Consider the following 16299-nt stretch of genomic DNA (forward strand, 5'->3'; position numbering starts at 1 on the left):
GAAAGATTTCTTCCGAATCCATAATCGACTCGGTCGTTCAGGTCGGTGTAAAACGCCAGACACCTCCGTCGGCCCCCTCTACCTCTGGGAGAGGGGACTGATTGGGGGATATTGAAGAACTCAACTGACGTGAAAGATTTCTTCCGAATCCATAATCGACTCGGTCGTTCAGGTCGGTGTAAAACGCCAGACACCTCCGTCGGCCCCCTCTACCTCTGGGAGAGGGCTGGGGTGAGGGGCAGTGATAGAGAGAACAGCGATCAACTCAAGCCGACTACCCGACAACTAACCTAAAGCCCACCCCTTTAACGCCGATAACACGGCATCAAAGGTTTCTGGCGATTTCCACTCTCGCCCCACAGAAGGTTCTTATGTCCTCCACCAAAGCCCGCGCAGATTCACTTTCGCTTCTGCTGTTTACCTTGCGCAGCGGCAAGCTGATGGCGATCAACCTGCTGAAAGTCAGTGAAATCATCCCCTGCCCGCCGCTGACCAAGCTGCCGGAGTCGCACCCGCACGTCAAAGGCATCGCCTCCCTGCGCGGTGCCTCTTTGTCGGTGATCGACCTCAGCCGCGCGATCGGCGAACGGCCGCTGGAAGATCCCAACGGTGGCTGCCTGATCGTCACCGATGTCAGCCGTTCCAAGCAGGGTCTGCATGTGCAGGCGGTGAGCAAGATCGTCCATTGCCTGACCACCGACATCAAGCCACCACCTTTCGGCTCCGGCGGCTCGCGCGCCTACATCACCGGCGTGACCTCGGTGGACGGTACGCTGGTACAGGTGCTGGACATCGAAAAAGTCATCCACAGCATCGCCCCGGCGCAGATCGAAATGGCGCCGACCGACCTGACCATGGAAGACGCCGAAGTGCTCGGCAACGCGCGCATTCTGGTGGTCGATGACAGCCAGGTGGCCCTGCAGCAATCGGTGCACACCCTGCGCAACCTCGGCCTGCAATGCCACACCGCGCGCAGTGCCAAGGAAGCCATCGACTGCCTGCTCGACCTGCAAGGCACCGCGCAGCAGATCAATCTGATCGTCTCTGACATCGAAATGTCGGAAATGGACGGCTATGCCTTTACCCGCACCCTGCGTGAAACCCCGGACTTCGCTCACTTGTACGTCTTGCTGCACACCTCGCTCGACAGCGCGATGAACAGTGAAAAAGCTCGCCTGGCCGGTGCCAACGCGGTGCTGACCAAGTTCTCCTCGCCGGAGCTGACCCAACGCCTGATCGAAGCCGCCAAGCACGTCGCGGCCAACGGGCACTGAGTCTTGGCCGAGACGTTTTGCTTTCTGCTGCGCCGCGACTTGAGTGGACCTCTGCCGGATGCTCAGCGGCCGGACGGGATTGAGCTGTCCGTCTACCGCGAGGAACTGGCGCCGGCGGTGCATCAGTTGATGCAGCTCGGACATCTGGAAGGTGGCGGTCGAGTGCCGTCACTGGACGATTGGCAGCGGCGCTTTGCCAGCGACCCTGAATACGATCCAGCGCTGTGTTTCGTCGCCTGCGATGCCGAGGGTGTGGTGGGCGTGGCGCAGTGCTGGACCAGTGCGTATATCAAGAATCTGGTGGTGCACCCGCGAATGCAGGGCCGGGGGCTTGGACGCGCGTTGTTGCTGCATGCCTTCAGCGTCTTTCAACAGCGGCGCGAGGGGTTTGTCGATTTGCGGGTTCTGGAGGACAACCTGCGGGCGCGGCGGTTGTATGAAAATGCCGGGATGGTTGTGGTTCGGCGCGAGCCTGTGCCCGACTGATCTACCGCTTTCGCGAGCAGGCTCGCTCCCACAGGTGGATTGCATTTCAAACTGTGGGAGCGAGCCTGCTCGCGAAGGGCAGCACTGGCAACTTCCGCTATCCGACAGACTCCAACCTTGGCCATAACCAAGGATGCCCCAACCATGAAAGCCATCACCCTGGCGCTGCTCAGCCTCATCGCCCTCGCCTCCCAGGCCCATGCCTCCAGCCCCGACGCCTGGGCTGCCTATGACAAGACCGTCCTCGCCAGCTGCACCAAGGCCAGCGGTCTGAAAAACGCCAAACCGGTCGGCACACCGGCGCAATTCGACGACCGCGTCGGTTACACCGCCGTTCTGCTGCAAGGCCAATACCCGCAAAAACACATGAAAGGCCAGCAAGGCAGCGAGCTGTGCCTGTACAACAAACAGTCGAAAACCGCGTACGTCACCGAGTGGGATTCGATTCGCCCGACCGCCAAACCTCAGTGAATGGCGCACAACTTGCTTCGACCCGGCCCTGTGCGGTGGTTTTCCGCCACCGTTTCACACCCTGATTGAAGACAGATCGCTCAATGAATACGACGTTTTCCTGCGTAGGTTGCGGCAAATGCTGCACCGATCACCATGTCCCGCTGACGCTCGCCGAAGCCCGCATGTGGGCGGCGGATGGCGGTCAGGTGATCGTGCTGGCCGAGGCTTTTCTCGGCAATGGCCTGGGGCTGCCAGCGCGACAGCGCGAACATGCCGAGCGCCGTTCGGCGATGGTCCGCAGTGGCACTACTGATGCTCACGTGGCGATCACCTTTGCCGCCTACAACGTCGGCCCCTGCCGGAATCTTGACGACGAAAAGCGCTGCCGGATCTACGAGCGTCGCCCGCTGGTGTGCCGGATTTACCCGGCGGAAATCAATCCGCACATCCCGCTCAATCCTGCTGCCAAGGATTGCCCACCGGAGTCCTGGGAACAGGGACCGGAGCTGATTGTGGGGGGCGAGTTGGTTGATCGGGAACTGGTTGAGTTGATTCAGCGTTCACGTCAGGCGGATCGGGATGACATCAGACTCAAGGATGCGATCTGCGCAACCCTGGGAATTCGCACCACGGCGCTCAAGGGCGACGGGTTCACCGCGTACTTGCCGAACATGGATGCCTTTGCGGCAGTGATCGACCAAGTGAGCGCGCAACCGCTAGCGGCGCAAACCAGTGAATGGCTGTTTCATTTGTCCGGCGATGACGTGGCCGGACAGGTGCTGGCTGCGGGTGGGCTGGTGGTGACTGAACCGGCGCAGACTTATGCGTTTATTTCATTGCGCGCGGCTTGATCTGACATTTGTGCTGTAGCGGCTGTCGCATTCGCGAGCAGGCTCGCTCCCACATTGGATCTGCGCCAAACACAAAACCTGTGGGAGCGAGCCTGCTCGCGAAGAGGCCAGCACAAGCACCATCACTTTCCGATGTCAGCGCTTACCCATCGACCGACGCGTCCCCGGCGGCGCCATGCCCGGGGTTTTGGTGTGGCCATTCTTCGCGCCATTCTTGTACCACGGCTGATTCGAGCCTTTCGCCGAGGCAAGCTCGCCCGGCTTGAACGGGAACTTGAACGCCGGGATCTCGGCCTTGGTTTCGCTGGCATCAGCCACTTCAGCCGGGACGTCGCTCACAGCGTCGTCAACCGGCGGTTGGGTCGGGGAAGTCATAAAAGCTCCGGGAACAAAAAGTCGGCCCGATCAGTGAGCCGCAAAGGCGCGCAGTATACCTGTGCGCTCTGGCTCGGCATCTGAAGATTTGCACCGTGCGCTGAACGGTTTTCCCCTCACCCTAACCCTCGCCCTGGGGAGGGGACAGACCGAGGTGTTTACTCGAGGTTCGCCGACATGGGATACCGAGTCGAACTCAGGTTCGAAAAGCCCACAAATCGGCTCCCTCTCCTTGAGGAGAGGGCTGGGGTGAGGGGCGAATCCAACACAAGAGCATCGCCGCACACTGCTACTCCCCATCTATACAAACGAAACTGACAATCCTGACAGCCAGCCGTCACCCTGCCGACCGCCTGAGCGGTTTATAACTGGTCAATCTGCCCAAACTCCAGACTTCGGCGCCGCGCATGTCCATCCAGAAAAACAAAATCCTGCTGGCCACTCTCCTGATTCTGCTGGCAGCCGCCGGCCTGTGGTTCGCGCTGAAACCGGCGCCGGCCAAACTGGCTACACCGACTGCCATCCCGGTGCGGGTGGTGACGGTCAGCGCAAAAGACGTGCCGCGCTATACCAGCGGCATCGGCTCCGTGCTCTCGCTGCACAGCGTGGTGGTGCGTCCGCAGATCGACGGCATTCTGACGAAGATTCTGGTCAAGGAAGGTCAGCTGGTCAAAGCAGGCGACCTGCTCGCCACCATTGACGACCGCTCGATCCGCGCCAGCCTCGATCAGGCCCGGGCGCAGTTGGGCGAGAGTCAGGCGCAGTTGCAGGTCGCGCTGGTCAATCTCAAGCGCTACAAACTGCTCAGCGTCGACGACGGCGTGTCGAAGCAGACCTTCGACCAGCAGCAAGCGCTGGTCAATCAGCTCAAAGCCACCGCGCAAGGCAATCAGGCCTCGATCGATGCGGCGCAGGTGCAACTGTCCTACACGCAGATTCGCTCCCCGGTCACCGGGCGCGTCGGCATTCGTACGGTCGATGAAGGCAACTTCCTGCGCATGACCGACACTCAGGGCCTGTTCACCGTCACGCAGATCGACCCGATCGCCGTCGAGTTCTCCCTGCCGCAGCAGATGCTGCCGACCCTGCAGAGCCTGATCAGCGACCCGCAACGCGCCCCGGTCAAGGCGTACATCGGAGCCGATACTGATGGCGAAACCGGCAATCTGCTCGGCGAAGGTCAGCTGACCCTGATCGACAACCAGATCAACGCCAACACCGGCACCATCCGCGCCAAGGCCGAATTCGCCAATGCCAGCCAGAAGCTCTGGCCGGGTTTGCTGGTGACGGTGAAAATTCAGACCGCTGTGGATAAAGACGCGCTGGTGGTTCCGCCCACCGTCGTACAGCGAGGCCTCGAACAACACTTCGTTTACCGCGTGAAGGACGACAAGGTCGAGGCAGTGCCGGTGCAAATGGTTTATCAGGGCAGCGGTCAGGACATCATCAAAGGCGTCAACGCCGGTGACGTACTGGTGACCGACGGCCAGTCGCGGCTCAAGCCCGGGGCGATCGTGCAAATCATGAGCGAGCCGCCGCAAGTGGTGCAGGCGGAGCCCAAGCCATGAACTCGCACAAGGGCATCTCGACCTGGTGCATCGATCACCCGGTAGCGACGATTTTGCTGACGTTCGCTCTGGTACTGGTCGGCGTAATTGCCTTCCCGCGTTTACCGATTGCCCCACTGCCGGAAGCGGAATTTCCGACGATTCAGGTGTCCGCGCAGTTGCCCGGCGCCAGCCCCGACACCATGGCCTCGTCCGTGGCCACGCCGCTGGAGGTGCAATTCAGCGCCATCCCCGGCATGACCCAGATGACCTCCAGCAGTGCGCTCGGCTCCAGCCTGCTGACCCTGCAGTTCACCCTCGATAAAAGCATCGACACCGCCGCCCAGGAAGTCCAAGCGGCGATCAACACCGCCGCCGGCAAACTGCCCAAGGACATGCCGACCCTGCCGACTTGGAAGAAGGTCAACCCGGCCGACAGCCCGGTGCTGATCCTCAGTGTCAGCTCGTCACAAATGCCCGGCACCGAACTCAGCGACCTGGTGGAAACCCTGCTCTCGCGTCAGATCAGTCAGATCGACGGCGTAGGCCAAATCAACATCACCGGTCAGCAACGTCCGGCGATTCGCGTACAAGCCTCGGCCGACAAACTCGCGGCGATCGGCCTGACCCTCGCCGACATTCGTCTGGCGATCCAGCAGACCAGCCTCAACCTCGCCAAAGGTGCGCTGTACGGCGAATCGAGCATTTCCACACTGTCGACCAACGATCAGTTGTTCCACCCCGAGGATTACAGCCAACTCATCGTTTCCTACAAGGATGGCGCCCCGGTTCACCTGCGCGATGTCGCCAAAGTCGTCAACGGTTCGGAAGATGCCTACGTGCAAGCCTGGGCCGGTGATCAACCCGGGGTGAACTTGGTGATCTCGCGTCAACCGGGCGCGAACATCGTTGAAACCGTCGACCGCATTCAAGCCGCCCTGCCCGGCCTCGAAGCGATGCTGCCGGCCTCGGTGCAGGTGAAAACCCTGATCGACCGCACCCAGACCATTCGTGCCTCCCTGCATGAGGTCGAGATCACCCTGTTGATCGCGATCCTGCTGGTGGTCGCGGTGATGGCGCTGTTCCTGCGTCAGTTGTCGGCAACCCTGATTGTTTCGGCAGTACTCGGCGTGTCGTTGATCGCCAGTTTCGCCCTGATGTACATCCTCGGTTTCAGCCTGAACAACCTGACGCTGGTGGCGATCGTGGTGGCCGTGGGATTTGTGGTCGACGATGCCATCGTGGTGGTGGAAAACATCCACCGCCATCTGGAGGCCGGCGACGATATGCGCGAAGCGGCGATCAAGGGCGCCGGCGAGATCGGCTTCACCGTGGTCTCGATCAGTTTCTCGCTGGTGGCAGCGTTTATTCCGCTGCTGTTCATGGGCGGTGTGGTCGGGCGACTGTTCAAGGAATTCGCCCTGACCGCGACCTCGACCATCATGATTTCCGTGGTGGTCTCGCTGACTCTGGCTCCAACGTTGGCGGCGCTGTTCATGCGCAAACCGGTGCACCACGCCCACGCCAAACCGGGCTTCAGCGAACGTCTGCTCGGCTGGTACGAGAAAGGTCTGCGCCGCGCCCTCGCCCATCAGAAATTGATGATTGGCGTGTTCGGTTTATCGCTGGCGCTGGCCATCGGCGGTTACATCTTTATCCCGAAAGGCTTCTTCCCGTTGCAGGACACCGGTTTCGTCCTCGGCACCACTGAAGCGGCTGCGGATATTTCCTACGGCGACATGGTGAAAAAACATCTGGCGATGGCCGAAATCGTCGCCGCCGATCCGGCGGTGCAAGCGTTTTCCCACTCGGTCGGCGTGTCCGGCAGTAACCAGACCATCGCCAACGGCCGCTTCTGGATCGCCCTGAAAAAACGCGGCGACCGTGACGTCAGCGCCAGCCAGTTCATCGACCGTATCCGCCCGCAACTGATGAAAGTCCCCGGCATCGTTCTCTATCTGCGCGCTGGCCAGGACATCAACCTCAGCTCCGGCCCGAGCCGCGCGCAATATCAGTACGTGCTGAAGAGCAACGACGGCGCGACCCTCGCGACATGGACGCAACGCCTCACGGAAAAACTGCGCAGCAACCCGGCGTTCCGCGACATCTCCAACGACCTGCAACTGGGCGGCAGCATCACCCACATCAGCATCGACCGCAGCGCCGCCGCCCGTTTCGGCCTGACCGCCAGCGATGTCGACGAGGCGCTGTACGATGCCTTCGGGCAACGGCAGATCAATGAATTCCAGACTCAGGTCAACCAGTACAACGTGATTCTGGAGCTGGACACCAAACAACGCGGCAAGGCCGAAAGCCTCAACTATTTCTACCTGCGCTCACCGCTGAGTGGCGAGATGGTGCCGCTGTCAGCGCTGGCCAAATTCGATGCGCCAACCATTGGCCCGCTGTCGATCGCCCATGACGGCATGTTCCCGGCCGCCAACCTGTCGTTCAACCTCGCGCCCGGCGTAGCGTTGGGTGATGCGGTGATTCTGCTCAATCAGGCCAAGGCCGAGATCGGCATGCCGACGGCGATCAGCGGCAATTTCCAGGGTGCGGCGCAGGCGTTCCAGAGTTCGCTGGCCAGCCAGCCGTGGCTGATTCTCGCGGCGCTGGTGGCGGTGTACATCATTCTCGGTGTGCTTTATGAAAGCTTCGTGCACCCGCTGACGATCATTTCGACATTGCCGGCGGCGGGTTTGGGCGCAGTGATCATGCTATGGATCTGCGGCCAGGACTTTTCGATCATGGCGTTGATCGGCCTGGTGTTGCTGATCGGTATCGTCAAGAAGAACGGCATCCTGATGATCGACTTCGCGCTCGAAGCGCAGCGCCACCGAGGTCTGTCGCCGCAGGAGGCGATTTTCGAAGCGTGCATCACGCGGTTCCGGCCGATCATCATGACCACCCTCGCCGCCCTGCTTGGCGCGCTGCCGCTGATGCTCGGTTACGGCACCGGCGCCGAACTGCGCCAACCGTTGGGGATCGCGGTGGTCGGCGGTTTGCTGGTCAGCCAGATGCTGACGTTGTTTACCACTCCGGTCATATACTTATGGCTCGAGCGGCTGTTTCACCGGCACTCACACCCACCAGCTCCAACGCCCGCAACGGCACTGGCGACCACAGACTGAGGCGGTCATGCGCGTTCTGATTATCGAAGACGAAGAAAAAACCGCGGACTATCTGCACCGTGGCCTGACCGAACAGGGCTACACCGTGGACCTTGCCCGCGACGGCGTCGAAGGCCTGCATCTGGCGCTGGAATGCGATTACGCCGTGATCGTCCTCGACGTCATGCTGCCGGGGCTCGATGGCTTCGGCGTACTGCGCGCATTACGTGCGCGCAAGCAAACCCCGGTGATCATGCTCACCGCCCGCGAGCGCGTCGAAGATCGCATCAAGGGCCTGCGCGACGGCGCCGACGATTACCTCGGCAAACCGTTTTCCTTTCTCGAACTGGTCGCCCGCCTGCAAGCGCTGACCCGGCGCAGCGGCGGCCACGAACCGGTGCAAGTGACCATCGCCGACCTGTGGATCGATTTGATCAGCCGCAAGGCCACCCGCGCCGGCACGCGCCTGGACCTGACGGCGAAAGAATTTTCCCTGCTCAGTGTGCTCGCCCGGCGCCAAGGCGAAATTCTCTCGAAAACCGCCATCGCGGAAATGGTCTGGGACATCAATTTCGACAGTGACGCCAACGTCGTCGAAGTCGCGATCAAACGCCTGCGCGCCAAGCTCGATGGGCCGTTCAACGAAAAACTGCTGCACACCATTCGCGGCATGGGTTATGTGCTGGAGAGCCGTGGTGTCCAGTAACTCGATTGCCTTGCGCCTCAGCGGCATGTTCACGCTGGTGGCGCTGGTGGTGTTTCTGTTGATTGGCGGCGCGCTGTATCAACAGGTCGACAAGGGCTTGGGATTGTTGCCCGAAGCCGAGCTGGATGCGCGGTACAGCGTGCTCGAATCCACCGTCGGGCGTTATGGCACGCCGGAGCATTGGGTGAAGATCAACAACAAGCTCAAACTGCTCGGCGAGGAAGACAAGCGCATCAGTTTCTGGATCAGCAGCGGTGATCCGCGCTACGAGTACGGCAACCTTACGCCGCAGATTCGCGCGGCCATCAACGGCCCGTTGGGCATGCACGATCTGCAACTGCCCGATCAGCCCTACCCGCTGAAAGTGCTGGTCAGTCAGTTCCCGGCCAAGGACCAGCGCCCGCCGCTGCGCTTCATGATCGGCATCGACACCGAGACATTGCATCAGACCCAGCATCACTTGCTCATCGCCCTGATCAGTCTGGCGATTGTCGGGGTGCTGCTGGCCTCGGCATTGGGCTATTGGGTCGCAAGAATCGGTCTGAAGCCGTTGATCAAGCTGTCGCAGGAAGCCCAGCGTCTGGCCCCACCACTGCGCGCCGGACGCTTGCGCCTGTCGCCGCTGCCGCCGGAACTGGAGCAGTTTGTCGAATCGTTCAACTCAACTCTGGAACGGGTTGAACTGGCCTATTCGCGGCTGGAATCGTTCAACGCCGACGTCGCCCATGAACTGCGTTCGCCGCTGACCAACCTGATCGGCCAGACCCAGGTCGCACTGACTCGCGGGCGCTCCGCCGAACACTATTTCGAAGTGCTGCAATCCAATCTCGAAGAGCTTGAGCGACTGCGCTCGATCATCAATGACATGCTGTTTCTGGCCAGCGCCGATCAAGGCAACAAGGCGACCAAACTGACCTCGACGTCACTGGCTGATGAGGTGGCGACGACACTGGACTATCTGGATTTCATCCTTGAAGACGCGCAGGTTGAAGTGCAGGTCTGCGGCGATGCGCAAGTGCAAATCGAGGTCGCGCATCTGCGCCGGGCGTTGATCAACTTGCTCAGCAACGCGGTGCAGCATACCGATCCGGGCCAGGTGATCGAGGTGCGCATCGAGGTTGAAGAACACCAGGTGAGCATTGGCGTGGCCAATCCCGGGACGCCGATTGCCAGCGAGCATCTGCCGAGGTTGTTCGAACGGTTTTATCGGGTCGATGCCTCGCGTAGCAACAGCGGCAATAACCACGGCCTGGGGCTGGCGATCGTCAAGGCGATTGCGCTGATGCATGGCGGGGATGTGTTTGTGCGCAGTGATCGGGGCATGAACACCTTTGGCATCCATCTCCCGGTCTGAATGCTCAGCCAAGCCCTGTGGCGAGGGGATTTATCCCCGCTCGGCTGCGCAGCAGTCGCAAATCCTGTGCACAAGCTCTAAGAATCTTTGAGGCTGGAATTCTTGGGGCCGCTTCGCAGCCCAACGGGGATAAATCCCCTCGCCACAGGCCACCATCACGCACAGACCGGGTTGTTACCCGTGCCGATCTTTGCTTTTGCTGTAACAGTCATTTATGAAAATCGCGCTGTTTCCCAACCCTCGGCAACCTTATCTTTGCCCGCACCAAACAGCACTCGCCAAGCGAGAAGGTTTTCAAGATGTCCAACAGTATGGGTATTGCCAGCGCATTCGTTTTGTCCTCATTGATCCTGTCGCCGATGGCGATGGCTGAAGAATCGCAAGCGTTCGTGGCGCACAACGTCGCGCGCGCACAGGCATTCGATCAGCATCAGGCCGAAGTGATGGCCAAGGCTCAAGACGCGACGCAATCCCCGCAAGCCGCTACTTCCCAGGCTCAAGCGCTCGAGAAAGACAGCTGAGTCGCACCGCGAAAGGTTTCCCTCGACGCGGTTGTTTGGCTCTTCCCGTTCAACCGTCGTCACTCCAGGCCGCTGCCATTCAGCGGCCTTTTTTCGTTGTGGTCTGAAAGCCGTCTGGCGCGTCTGAAAAAACAAGAAACATCAAGCCGCTCATGAACCAGAGCGGCCCGCTGACCCAAGGAGCTCCACCGCACGTGTTTTACCCTGCCTGCCTCACCCCGCTGTTCATTGCAATTGCCGCAACGATTGCCCCCGCTGTCCACGCCGACGAGCTCGCTGAACAAGGTTTCGTCGAAGGCTCAAGCCTCAGCCTCAATGCCCGCAACTACTACATGAATCGCAACCGCTTGCAGAAAGCGGACGACAACATTGAATGGGGGCAAGGTTTTCTCGGGGTTTTCGAATCGGGTTATACCGAAGGCACGGTCGGCTTCGGCGTCGATGCTCATGCCATGCTCGGCTTGAAACTCGATGGCGGAGGCGGTACCGACGGTTCGAGCATCCTGCCGATCAGCGACGGCAACGGCAAAGCGCCGGGCTCGTTTTCAACCGCCGGCGGGACCCTGAAGCTGCGAGCATTCGATACCGAACTGAAGGCCGGTGACCTGTTCCTCACCAACCCGGTGATTGCCGGCGGCGACACGCGGATGCTGCCGCAGACCTTTCGTGGCATCAGCCTGAGTAACCGCAGCTTCGACGGCTGGCTGATCGAAGGTGGCCAGGCCAGTTTCACCAAGCCGTATAACCAGAGCGGTCATACCCGAATCGGCACGTCCTACGGCACGCTCGCCGATGGCGATGACAGCCAACACTTGAACTGGGCCGGAGTGGCCTGGAGCGGCGTTGAAGGCCTGACGAGCAGCCTTTACGCGTCCGAGCTCAAGGACATCTGGAACCAGTACTACTACGACCTCGACTACACCTGGCACTTGAACGATGTGATAAGCCTCAACCCGGGCGTGCACTTCTATCACACGCAAGACACCGGTGATGCGCTGCTCGGCGATATCGACAACAACACCTGGAGCGCGCATCTCACCGTCGGCATCGGCAGCCACAGCGTCACTGCCGCCTATCAGCGGGTCAACGGCAACACGCCGTTCGACTACATCAGCCAGGGCGACAGCGTTTACCTCGACAACTCGCAGCAGTATTCGGACTTCAACGGCCCGAACGAACGCTCCTGGAAGCTCAAGTACGCTTACGACTTCACTGGCCTCGGCATGCCCGGATTGACCTCGGCGCTGTCCTATTCACGCGGCACGGTGGATCTGAGCAAAGCCGACCCGAACAGCGCAGGCTATTCCAGCTGGTACAGCGCCGACGGCCATAACGCCAAGCATTGGGAACGCGACATCGATTTGCAGTACGTCGTGCAAAGCGGCCAGGCCAAGAACCTGGCGGTGCGCCTGCAATGGGCGACCAACCGTGGCGGCAACGGCTACGGCGCGATTGATTCGGATACAGATGAATACCGCGTGATCATCGACTACCCGGTCAACGTCTTCTAAGATCGGCGCTGCGTTTTTCAGATCCTGTGATCTACCCTGTGGGAGCGAGCCTGCTCGCGAACGCGGTTGATCCATCAACATTGATGTTGAATGGCACACCGCTTTCGCGAGCAGGCTCGCTCCCACAAGTTTGTCCGGCGTCAGCCCTACTAAGCTTACGAAACCACTCCTACCGACAGCCCATCATGATCACCAGCCGCACGCCTTCCATCACAGGCCTTACCGGTCGCCCCGAGCGCCTGCTGATCCTCGGCAGCCTGCTGACGGTGATTGCGATGGTGTGCATCGTCACATTTCTGCTGATCCGCGAGTACGCCAGTGCGCAGGAAGTCGCCACGCGCCGCGCCACGACCATCGCGCAATTGATCGACGCCGATGTGCTGCGCACCGTCGAGCTGTACGACCTGACGCTGCAAGGCCTGATCGCCGCCGCTCAGCGTGACGACCTGCAGAACGTCTCGCCGCAGATCCGTCATCTGGCACTGTTCGATCGCTCTGCCACCGCGCGTTTCAAGGGCGACATCCTCCTGCTCGACAAGCATGGCGAGGTGATCGCCGACTCCTCGCGCATCGAACCGAAACCGGGCAATTTCGCCGACCGCGATTATTTCCTCGCCCATGCGTTCAACCGTGACATGGGCATGTTCATCAGCCGCCCGTTCAAGACCCGTTGCGATTGCGAAGAGGCCGATCAGTGGCGCATTAGCTTCAGCCGGCGCATCTCCTCGCAGACCGGCGAATTCCTCGGCGTAGCGGTGGCGTCGCTGAAACTCGACTACTTCGACGACCTGTTCAAAAGCCTCGACATCGGCACCGACAGCACACTGAACATCATCAACAGCGATGGCGTGCTGCTCGCGCAGAAGCCCTATTTGCAAAGCGATTCGGTCGGCAAGAGTTTCGGCAACCGCCCGAATGTCATGCGGATTCTCAACGATCGCGATGGCAGCGGCAGTTTCACCAGTACCTCGAGCATGGATAAACAACGCCGGCTCTATACCTACTCGCGGGTCGGCAATCTGCCGTTGACGGTGATGGTCGCGCTGTCCAGCGAGGAGGTGTTCGGCACCTGGCGCCGCACAGCGATTCTGATCAGCGGCGCCACCGGCGTGTTGTGCCTGGGGCTGTTGTGGCTGACCTGGCTGCTCGCTCGGGAACTGCGTTTGCGCCATCGCGCCGAACGCGAACTGGCGCAACTGGCTGCCACCGATGATCTGACCGGCGTTGCCAACCGACGCATGCTCGACCAGACCCTGCGCCACGAATGGTTCCGCGCGCAGCGCTCCGGCCAGCCGCTGTCGGTGATGATGATCGATGCTGACCACTTCAAGGCCTTCAATGATCGCCATGGCCATCAGGCCGGGGATCAGGTGTTGCGCGAACTGGCCAGGGTAATCACCGCGAACGTGCGGCGCCCGGCGGATCTGGTCGCGAGGTATGGCGGTGAAGAGTTTTCGGTGATTCTCGCCGAGACCGACAGCGCCGGGGCGCAGCAGATCGCCGAGCAGATTCGCCGGGCTGTGGAAAACTTGCCATGGGTTGAAGGCGCTGAGCGGGCGATGACGGTGAGTATCGGCATCGCCACCTGGACATCGGCGAGCGAGATGACACTTGAGCAGCTGCTGTTTGCAGCGGACAAGGCGCTGTATCAGGCCAAGGAAGGCGGGCGCAATCGCGTTGTAGTGTCAATTTAAAGTCAAAAGATCGCAGCCTTCGGCAGCTCCTACATCTGCAATGCGGTATCCCTGTAGGAGCTGCCGAAGGCTGCGATCTTTTGATCTTTTAAAGGGCATAAAAAAAGGCCATCCGAGGATGGCCTTCAAAAAACTAGAGAGGTTTTTTACTTACACCGCCGCAACCGGGCGCATGTAAGAGATCGGTGCGGTGCTGGCGTCTTCGAACGTCACCACTTCCCAAGCATCTGTCTGCTCAATCAATTTGCGCAGCAGCTGGTTGTTCAGTGCATGACCGGACTTGAAGCCTTTGAACTCACCAATCAGGCTGTTGCCCAGCAGGTACAGGTCGCCAATCGCGTCGAGGATCTTGTGTTTGACGAATTCGTCTTCATAACGAAGACCGTCTTCGTTCAACACGCCATCAGCGTCGACTACGATCGCGTTTTCCACGCTGCCGCCGAGTGCGAGGTTGTGCTTGCGCAGGTACTCGATGTCACTCATGAAGCCAAAGGTACGGGCGCGGCTGACTTCTTTTACGAACGAAGTGCTGGAAAAATCCACGCTTGCACTCTGGGTGCGGTCCCGAAATACCGGGTGATCGAAATCGATCTCGAAGCTCACCTTGAAGCCTTCGAAAGGGACGAAAGTGGCGCGCTTGTCGCCGTCTTCCACTGTCACTTCACGCAGGATGCGGATGAATTTCTTGGCGGCGTCCTGTTCTTCCAGGCCTGCCGATTGAATCAGGAATACGAAGGGTCCAGCGCTGCCATCCATGATCGGGACTTCGGACGCGGAGAGCTCGACGTAGGCGTTATCGATGCCCAGGCCAGCCATGGCCGAGAGCAAGTGCTCTACCGTGTCCACTTTGACGTCGCCATTGATCAGCGTCGTCGACATAGTGGTTTCACCGACGTTTTCCGCGCGGGCAGGAATCTGCACCACAGGGTCGAGGTCAGCGCGACAAAACACAATGCCAGTGTCGACAGGCGCAGGCTTGAGGGTCAGATAGACCTTCTCGCCGGAATGCAGGCCTACACCTGTGGCACGGATAATATTTTTCAGTGTGCGTTGTTTAATCATGGCTTGGGCCGCTTCAGCGCAAATTGCGAACTGGTATCAACAAAGGCTGGCGATGATAGCAGACCATGCCTTTGCTGAACACCAATCACCTTCATAGCCCTGATACATTCCATCAATCGGCCTGACGACGCAGGAATGCCGGAATGTCCAGATAGTCCAGGTCATCCTGCGGATTCATCTTCGCGGCAGCCGCAGCACCGGCCTGAGCCTGGTTGCGCATGACGGTCGGACGGTCCAGATCACGGTAGTTCACCGCTGGCTGCTCCTGACGGGCCGGAGCCGGTTGTTGCACCTGCGCCGAGGCCATGGAGGTGTGAACGGTGTTGTCGATGACCTTTACAGGCTTCTCGATTTTCGCGCCCAGACCGGTGGCAACCACAGTCACGTGCAGCTCGTCGCGCATGTCCGGATCGATAACGGTACCGACTTTGACCATCGCGTGCTCGGAAGCAAAGGCTTCGATGATCGAACCCACGTCGGAGTACTCACCCAGGGACAGGTCAGGACCGGCGGTGATGTTCACCAGAATGCCGCGCGCGCCTTGCAGGTTGACGTCTTCCAGCAACGGGTTGCGGATTGCCGCTTCGGTAGCTTCACGTGCACGGTTCGGACCGCTGGCGCAGCCAGTGCCCATCATCGCCATGCCCATTTCGCTCATCACGGTGCGTACGTCGGCGAAGTCGACGTTGATCATGCCCGGACGCTTGATGATGTCGGAGATACCGCGAACGGCACCGGCCAGGACATCGTCAGCCTTGGCGAAAGCCGACAACAGGCTTGCGTCTTTGCCGAGGATGGTCAGCAGTTTTTCGTTCGGAATGGTGATCAGCGAGTCGACGCTTTCGGAAAGCATGCGAATGCCTTCGTCGGCAATCTGCATACGCTTGCGGCCTTCGAACGGGAACGGACGCGTCACGACCGCAACGGTCAGGATGCCCATTTCCTTGGCCACTTCGGCGATGATCGGCGCTGCACCGGTACCGGTACCGCCGCCCATGCCGGTGGTGATGAACACCATGTTGGTGCCGGCCAGCACTTCAGCGATGCGCTCACGGTCTTCCAGAGCGGCTTGACGGCCGACTTCAGGATTGGCGCCGGCACCCAGGCCCTTGGTCACGCCGGTGCCCAGTTGCAGGATGGTCCGCGCGCCGATGTTTTTCAGCGCTTGAGCATCGGTGTTGGCGCAGATGAACTCAACGCCTTCGATGTTGCTCTTGACCATGTGATTGACAGCGTTGCCGCCGCCACCGCCGACACCGATAACTTTGATTACCGGGCTTGCGGGGATGTTGTCTACGAGTTCGAACATTTTCCCTCTCCTTACATTCTCTAGTTTTTTCGCCTACTGCTGTTTG

Annotated in this window: 14 protein-coding genes; 11 read left to right on the forward strand and 3 right to left on the reverse strand. The window is 60.3% G+C overall.

The window, feature by feature from the left end:
• The first annotated feature begins 371 nt into the window (after positions 1-371).
• The 4 genes from AC0Z5Z_RS22485 (at position 372) to AC0Z5Z_RS22500 (ending at position 3064) form a co-directional block, all read left to right on the forward strand.
• A complete protein-coding gene (locus tag AC0Z5Z_RS22485; RefSeq protein WP_016773296.1) occupies positions 372-1274 on the forward strand; it encodes a chemotaxis protein CheV in 903 nt (300 codons plus the stop codon).
• A 3-nt stretch (positions 1275-1277) separates the two neighbouring features.
• Positions 1278-1760 (forward strand): GNAT family N-acetyltransferase, encoded by a 483-nt coding sequence (locus AC0Z5Z_RS22490; RefSeq protein ID WP_485611670.1) that lies wholly within the window; start codon positions 1278-1280, stop codon positions 1758-1760.
• Positions 1761-1904: 144 nt separating this feature from the next.
• Positions 1905-2231: a hypothetical protein gene (locus AC0Z5Z_RS22495; protein WP_252884808.1), complete on the forward strand. Its 327-nt coding sequence runs from the start codon at positions 1905-1907 to the stop codon at positions 2229-2231.
• 83 nt (positions 2232-2314) lie between these two features.
• On the forward strand, positions 2315-3064 hold the full coding sequence (locus AC0Z5Z_RS22500; RefSeq protein ID WP_485611671.1) for a YkgJ family cysteine cluster protein: 750 nt from the start codon (positions 2315-2317) through the stop codon (positions 3062-3064).
• A gap of 135 nt (positions 3065-3199) precedes the next feature.
• On the opposite strand, the gene AC0Z5Z_RS22505 is transcribed toward AC0Z5Z_RS22500, so the two are convergent.
• Positions 3200-3439, reverse strand: a complete 240-nt coding sequence (locus AC0Z5Z_RS22505) for a hypothetical protein (protein WP_016773292.1) — start codon at positions 3437-3439, stop codon at positions 3200-3202.
• Positions 3440-3846: 407 nt separating this feature from the next.
• On the opposite strand from AC0Z5Z_RS22505, the gene AC0Z5Z_RS22510 reads away from it, so the two are divergent.
• The 7 genes from AC0Z5Z_RS22510 to AC0Z5Z_RS22540 all read left to right on the forward strand — a co-directional run bounded on the left by AC0Z5Z_RS22510 (position 3847) and on the right by AC0Z5Z_RS22540 (position 13882).
• Positions 3847-5007, forward strand: a complete 1161-nt coding sequence (locus AC0Z5Z_RS22510) for an efflux RND transporter periplasmic adaptor subunit (protein WP_423665221.1) — start codon at positions 3847-3849, stop codon at positions 5005-5007.
• The gene (locus AC0Z5Z_RS22515; RefSeq protein WP_485611672.1) at positions 5004-8117 is read left to right on the forward strand and encodes a multidrug efflux RND transporter permease subunit; all 3114 of its coding nucleotides are present in this window, start codon (positions 5004-5006) and stop codon (positions 8115-8117) included. The genes AC0Z5Z_RS22510 and AC0Z5Z_RS22515 overlap by 4 nt, the downstream gene beginning before the upstream one ends.
• Before the next feature lie 7 nt (positions 8118-8124).
• The gene (locus AC0Z5Z_RS22520) at positions 8125-8802 is read left to right on the forward strand and encodes a heavy metal response regulator transcription factor (protein WP_016773287.1); all 678 of its coding nucleotides are present in this window, start codon (positions 8125-8127) and stop codon (positions 8800-8802) included.
• Positions 8792-10156, forward strand: coding sequence for a heavy metal sensor histidine kinase (locus AC0Z5Z_RS22525; RefSeq protein ID WP_485611673.1), 1365 nt, complete (start codon positions 8792-8794; stop codon positions 10154-10156). Before AC0Z5Z_RS22520 ends, AC0Z5Z_RS22525 begins: the two co-directional genes overlap by 11 nt.
• A 299-nt stretch (positions 10157-10455) precedes the next feature.
• Positions 10456-10677 carry a hypothetical protein gene (locus tag AC0Z5Z_RS22530; protein WP_016773285.1) on the forward strand — a complete coding sequence of 74 codons (222 nt, stop codon included), beginning with the start codon at positions 10456-10458 and terminating at the stop codon, positions 10675-10677.
• A 194-nt stretch (positions 10678-10871) separates the two neighbouring features.
• Positions 10872-12188, forward strand: coding sequence for an OprD family porin (locus AC0Z5Z_RS22535; protein ID WP_485611674.1), 1317 nt, complete (start codon positions 10872-10874; stop codon positions 12186-12188).
• Positions 12189-12373: 185 nt separating this feature from the next.
• Positions 12374-13882, forward strand: coding sequence for a sensor domain-containing diguanylate cyclase (locus AC0Z5Z_RS22540; RefSeq protein ID WP_485611675.1), 1509 nt, complete (start codon positions 12374-12376; stop codon positions 13880-13882).
• A gap of 150 nt (positions 13883-14032) precedes the next feature.
• On the opposite strand, the gene lpxC is transcribed toward AC0Z5Z_RS22540, so the two are convergent.
• Positions 14033-14944: a UDP-3-O-acyl-N-acetylglucosamine deacetylase gene (gene lpxC, locus AC0Z5Z_RS22545; protein WP_007916984.1), complete on the reverse strand. Its 912-nt coding sequence runs from the start codon at positions 14942-14944 to the stop codon at positions 14033-14035.
• Positions 14945-15056: 112 nt separating this feature from the next.
• Positions 15057-16253, reverse strand: coding sequence for a cell division protein FtsZ (gene ftsZ / locus AC0Z5Z_RS22550; protein ID WP_016773283.1), 1197 nt, complete (start codon positions 16251-16253; stop codon positions 15057-15059).
• Positions 16254-16299: the final 46 nt, after the last annotated feature.

The sequence above is a fragment of the Pseudomonas sp. 1L-E-NC-VB-C3 genome, from assembly GCF_057291535.1.

Coding starts and splice junctions, on each gene's coding strand:
- AC0Z5Z_RS22485 (WP_016773296.1), top strand. CDS start 372: ATGTCCTCCACCAAAGCCCGCGCAGATTCACTTTCGCTTCTGCTGTTT.
- AC0Z5Z_RS22495 (WP_252884808.1), top strand. CDS start 1,905: ATGAAAGCCATCACCCTGGCGCTGCTCAGCCTCATCGCCCTCGCCTCC.
- AC0Z5Z_RS22500 (WP_485611671.1), top strand. CDS start 2,315: ATGAATACGACGTTTTCCTGCGTAGGTTGCGGCAAATGCTGCACCGAT.
- AC0Z5Z_RS22505 (WP_016773292.1), bottom strand. CDS start 3,439: ATGACTTCCCCGACCCAACCGCCGGTTGACGACGCTGTGAGCGACGTC.
- AC0Z5Z_RS22510 (WP_423665221.1), top strand. CDS start 3,847: ATGTCCATCCAGAAAAACAAAATCCTGCTGGCCACTCTCCTGATTCTG.
- AC0Z5Z_RS22515 (WP_485611672.1), top strand. CDS start 5,004: ATGAACTCGCACAAGGGCATCTCGACCTGGTGCATCGATCACCCGGTA.
- AC0Z5Z_RS22520 (WP_016773287.1), top strand. CDS start 8,125: ATGCGCGTTCTGATTATCGAAGACGAAGAAAAAACCGCGGACTATCTG.
- AC0Z5Z_RS22530 (WP_016773285.1), top strand. CDS start 10,456: ATGTCCAACAGTATGGGTATTGCCAGCGCATTCGTTTTGTCCTCATTG.
- AC0Z5Z_RS22540 (WP_485611675.1), top strand. CDS start 12,374: ATGATCACCAGCCGCACGCCTTCCATCACAGGCCTTACCGGTCGCCCC.
- lpxC (WP_007916984.1), bottom strand. CDS start 14,944: ATGATTAAACAACGCACACTGAAAAATATTATCCGTGCCACAGGTGTA.
- ftsZ (WP_016773283.1), bottom strand. CDS start 16,253: ATGTTCGAACTCGTAGACAACATCCCCGCAAGCCCGGTAATCAAAGTT.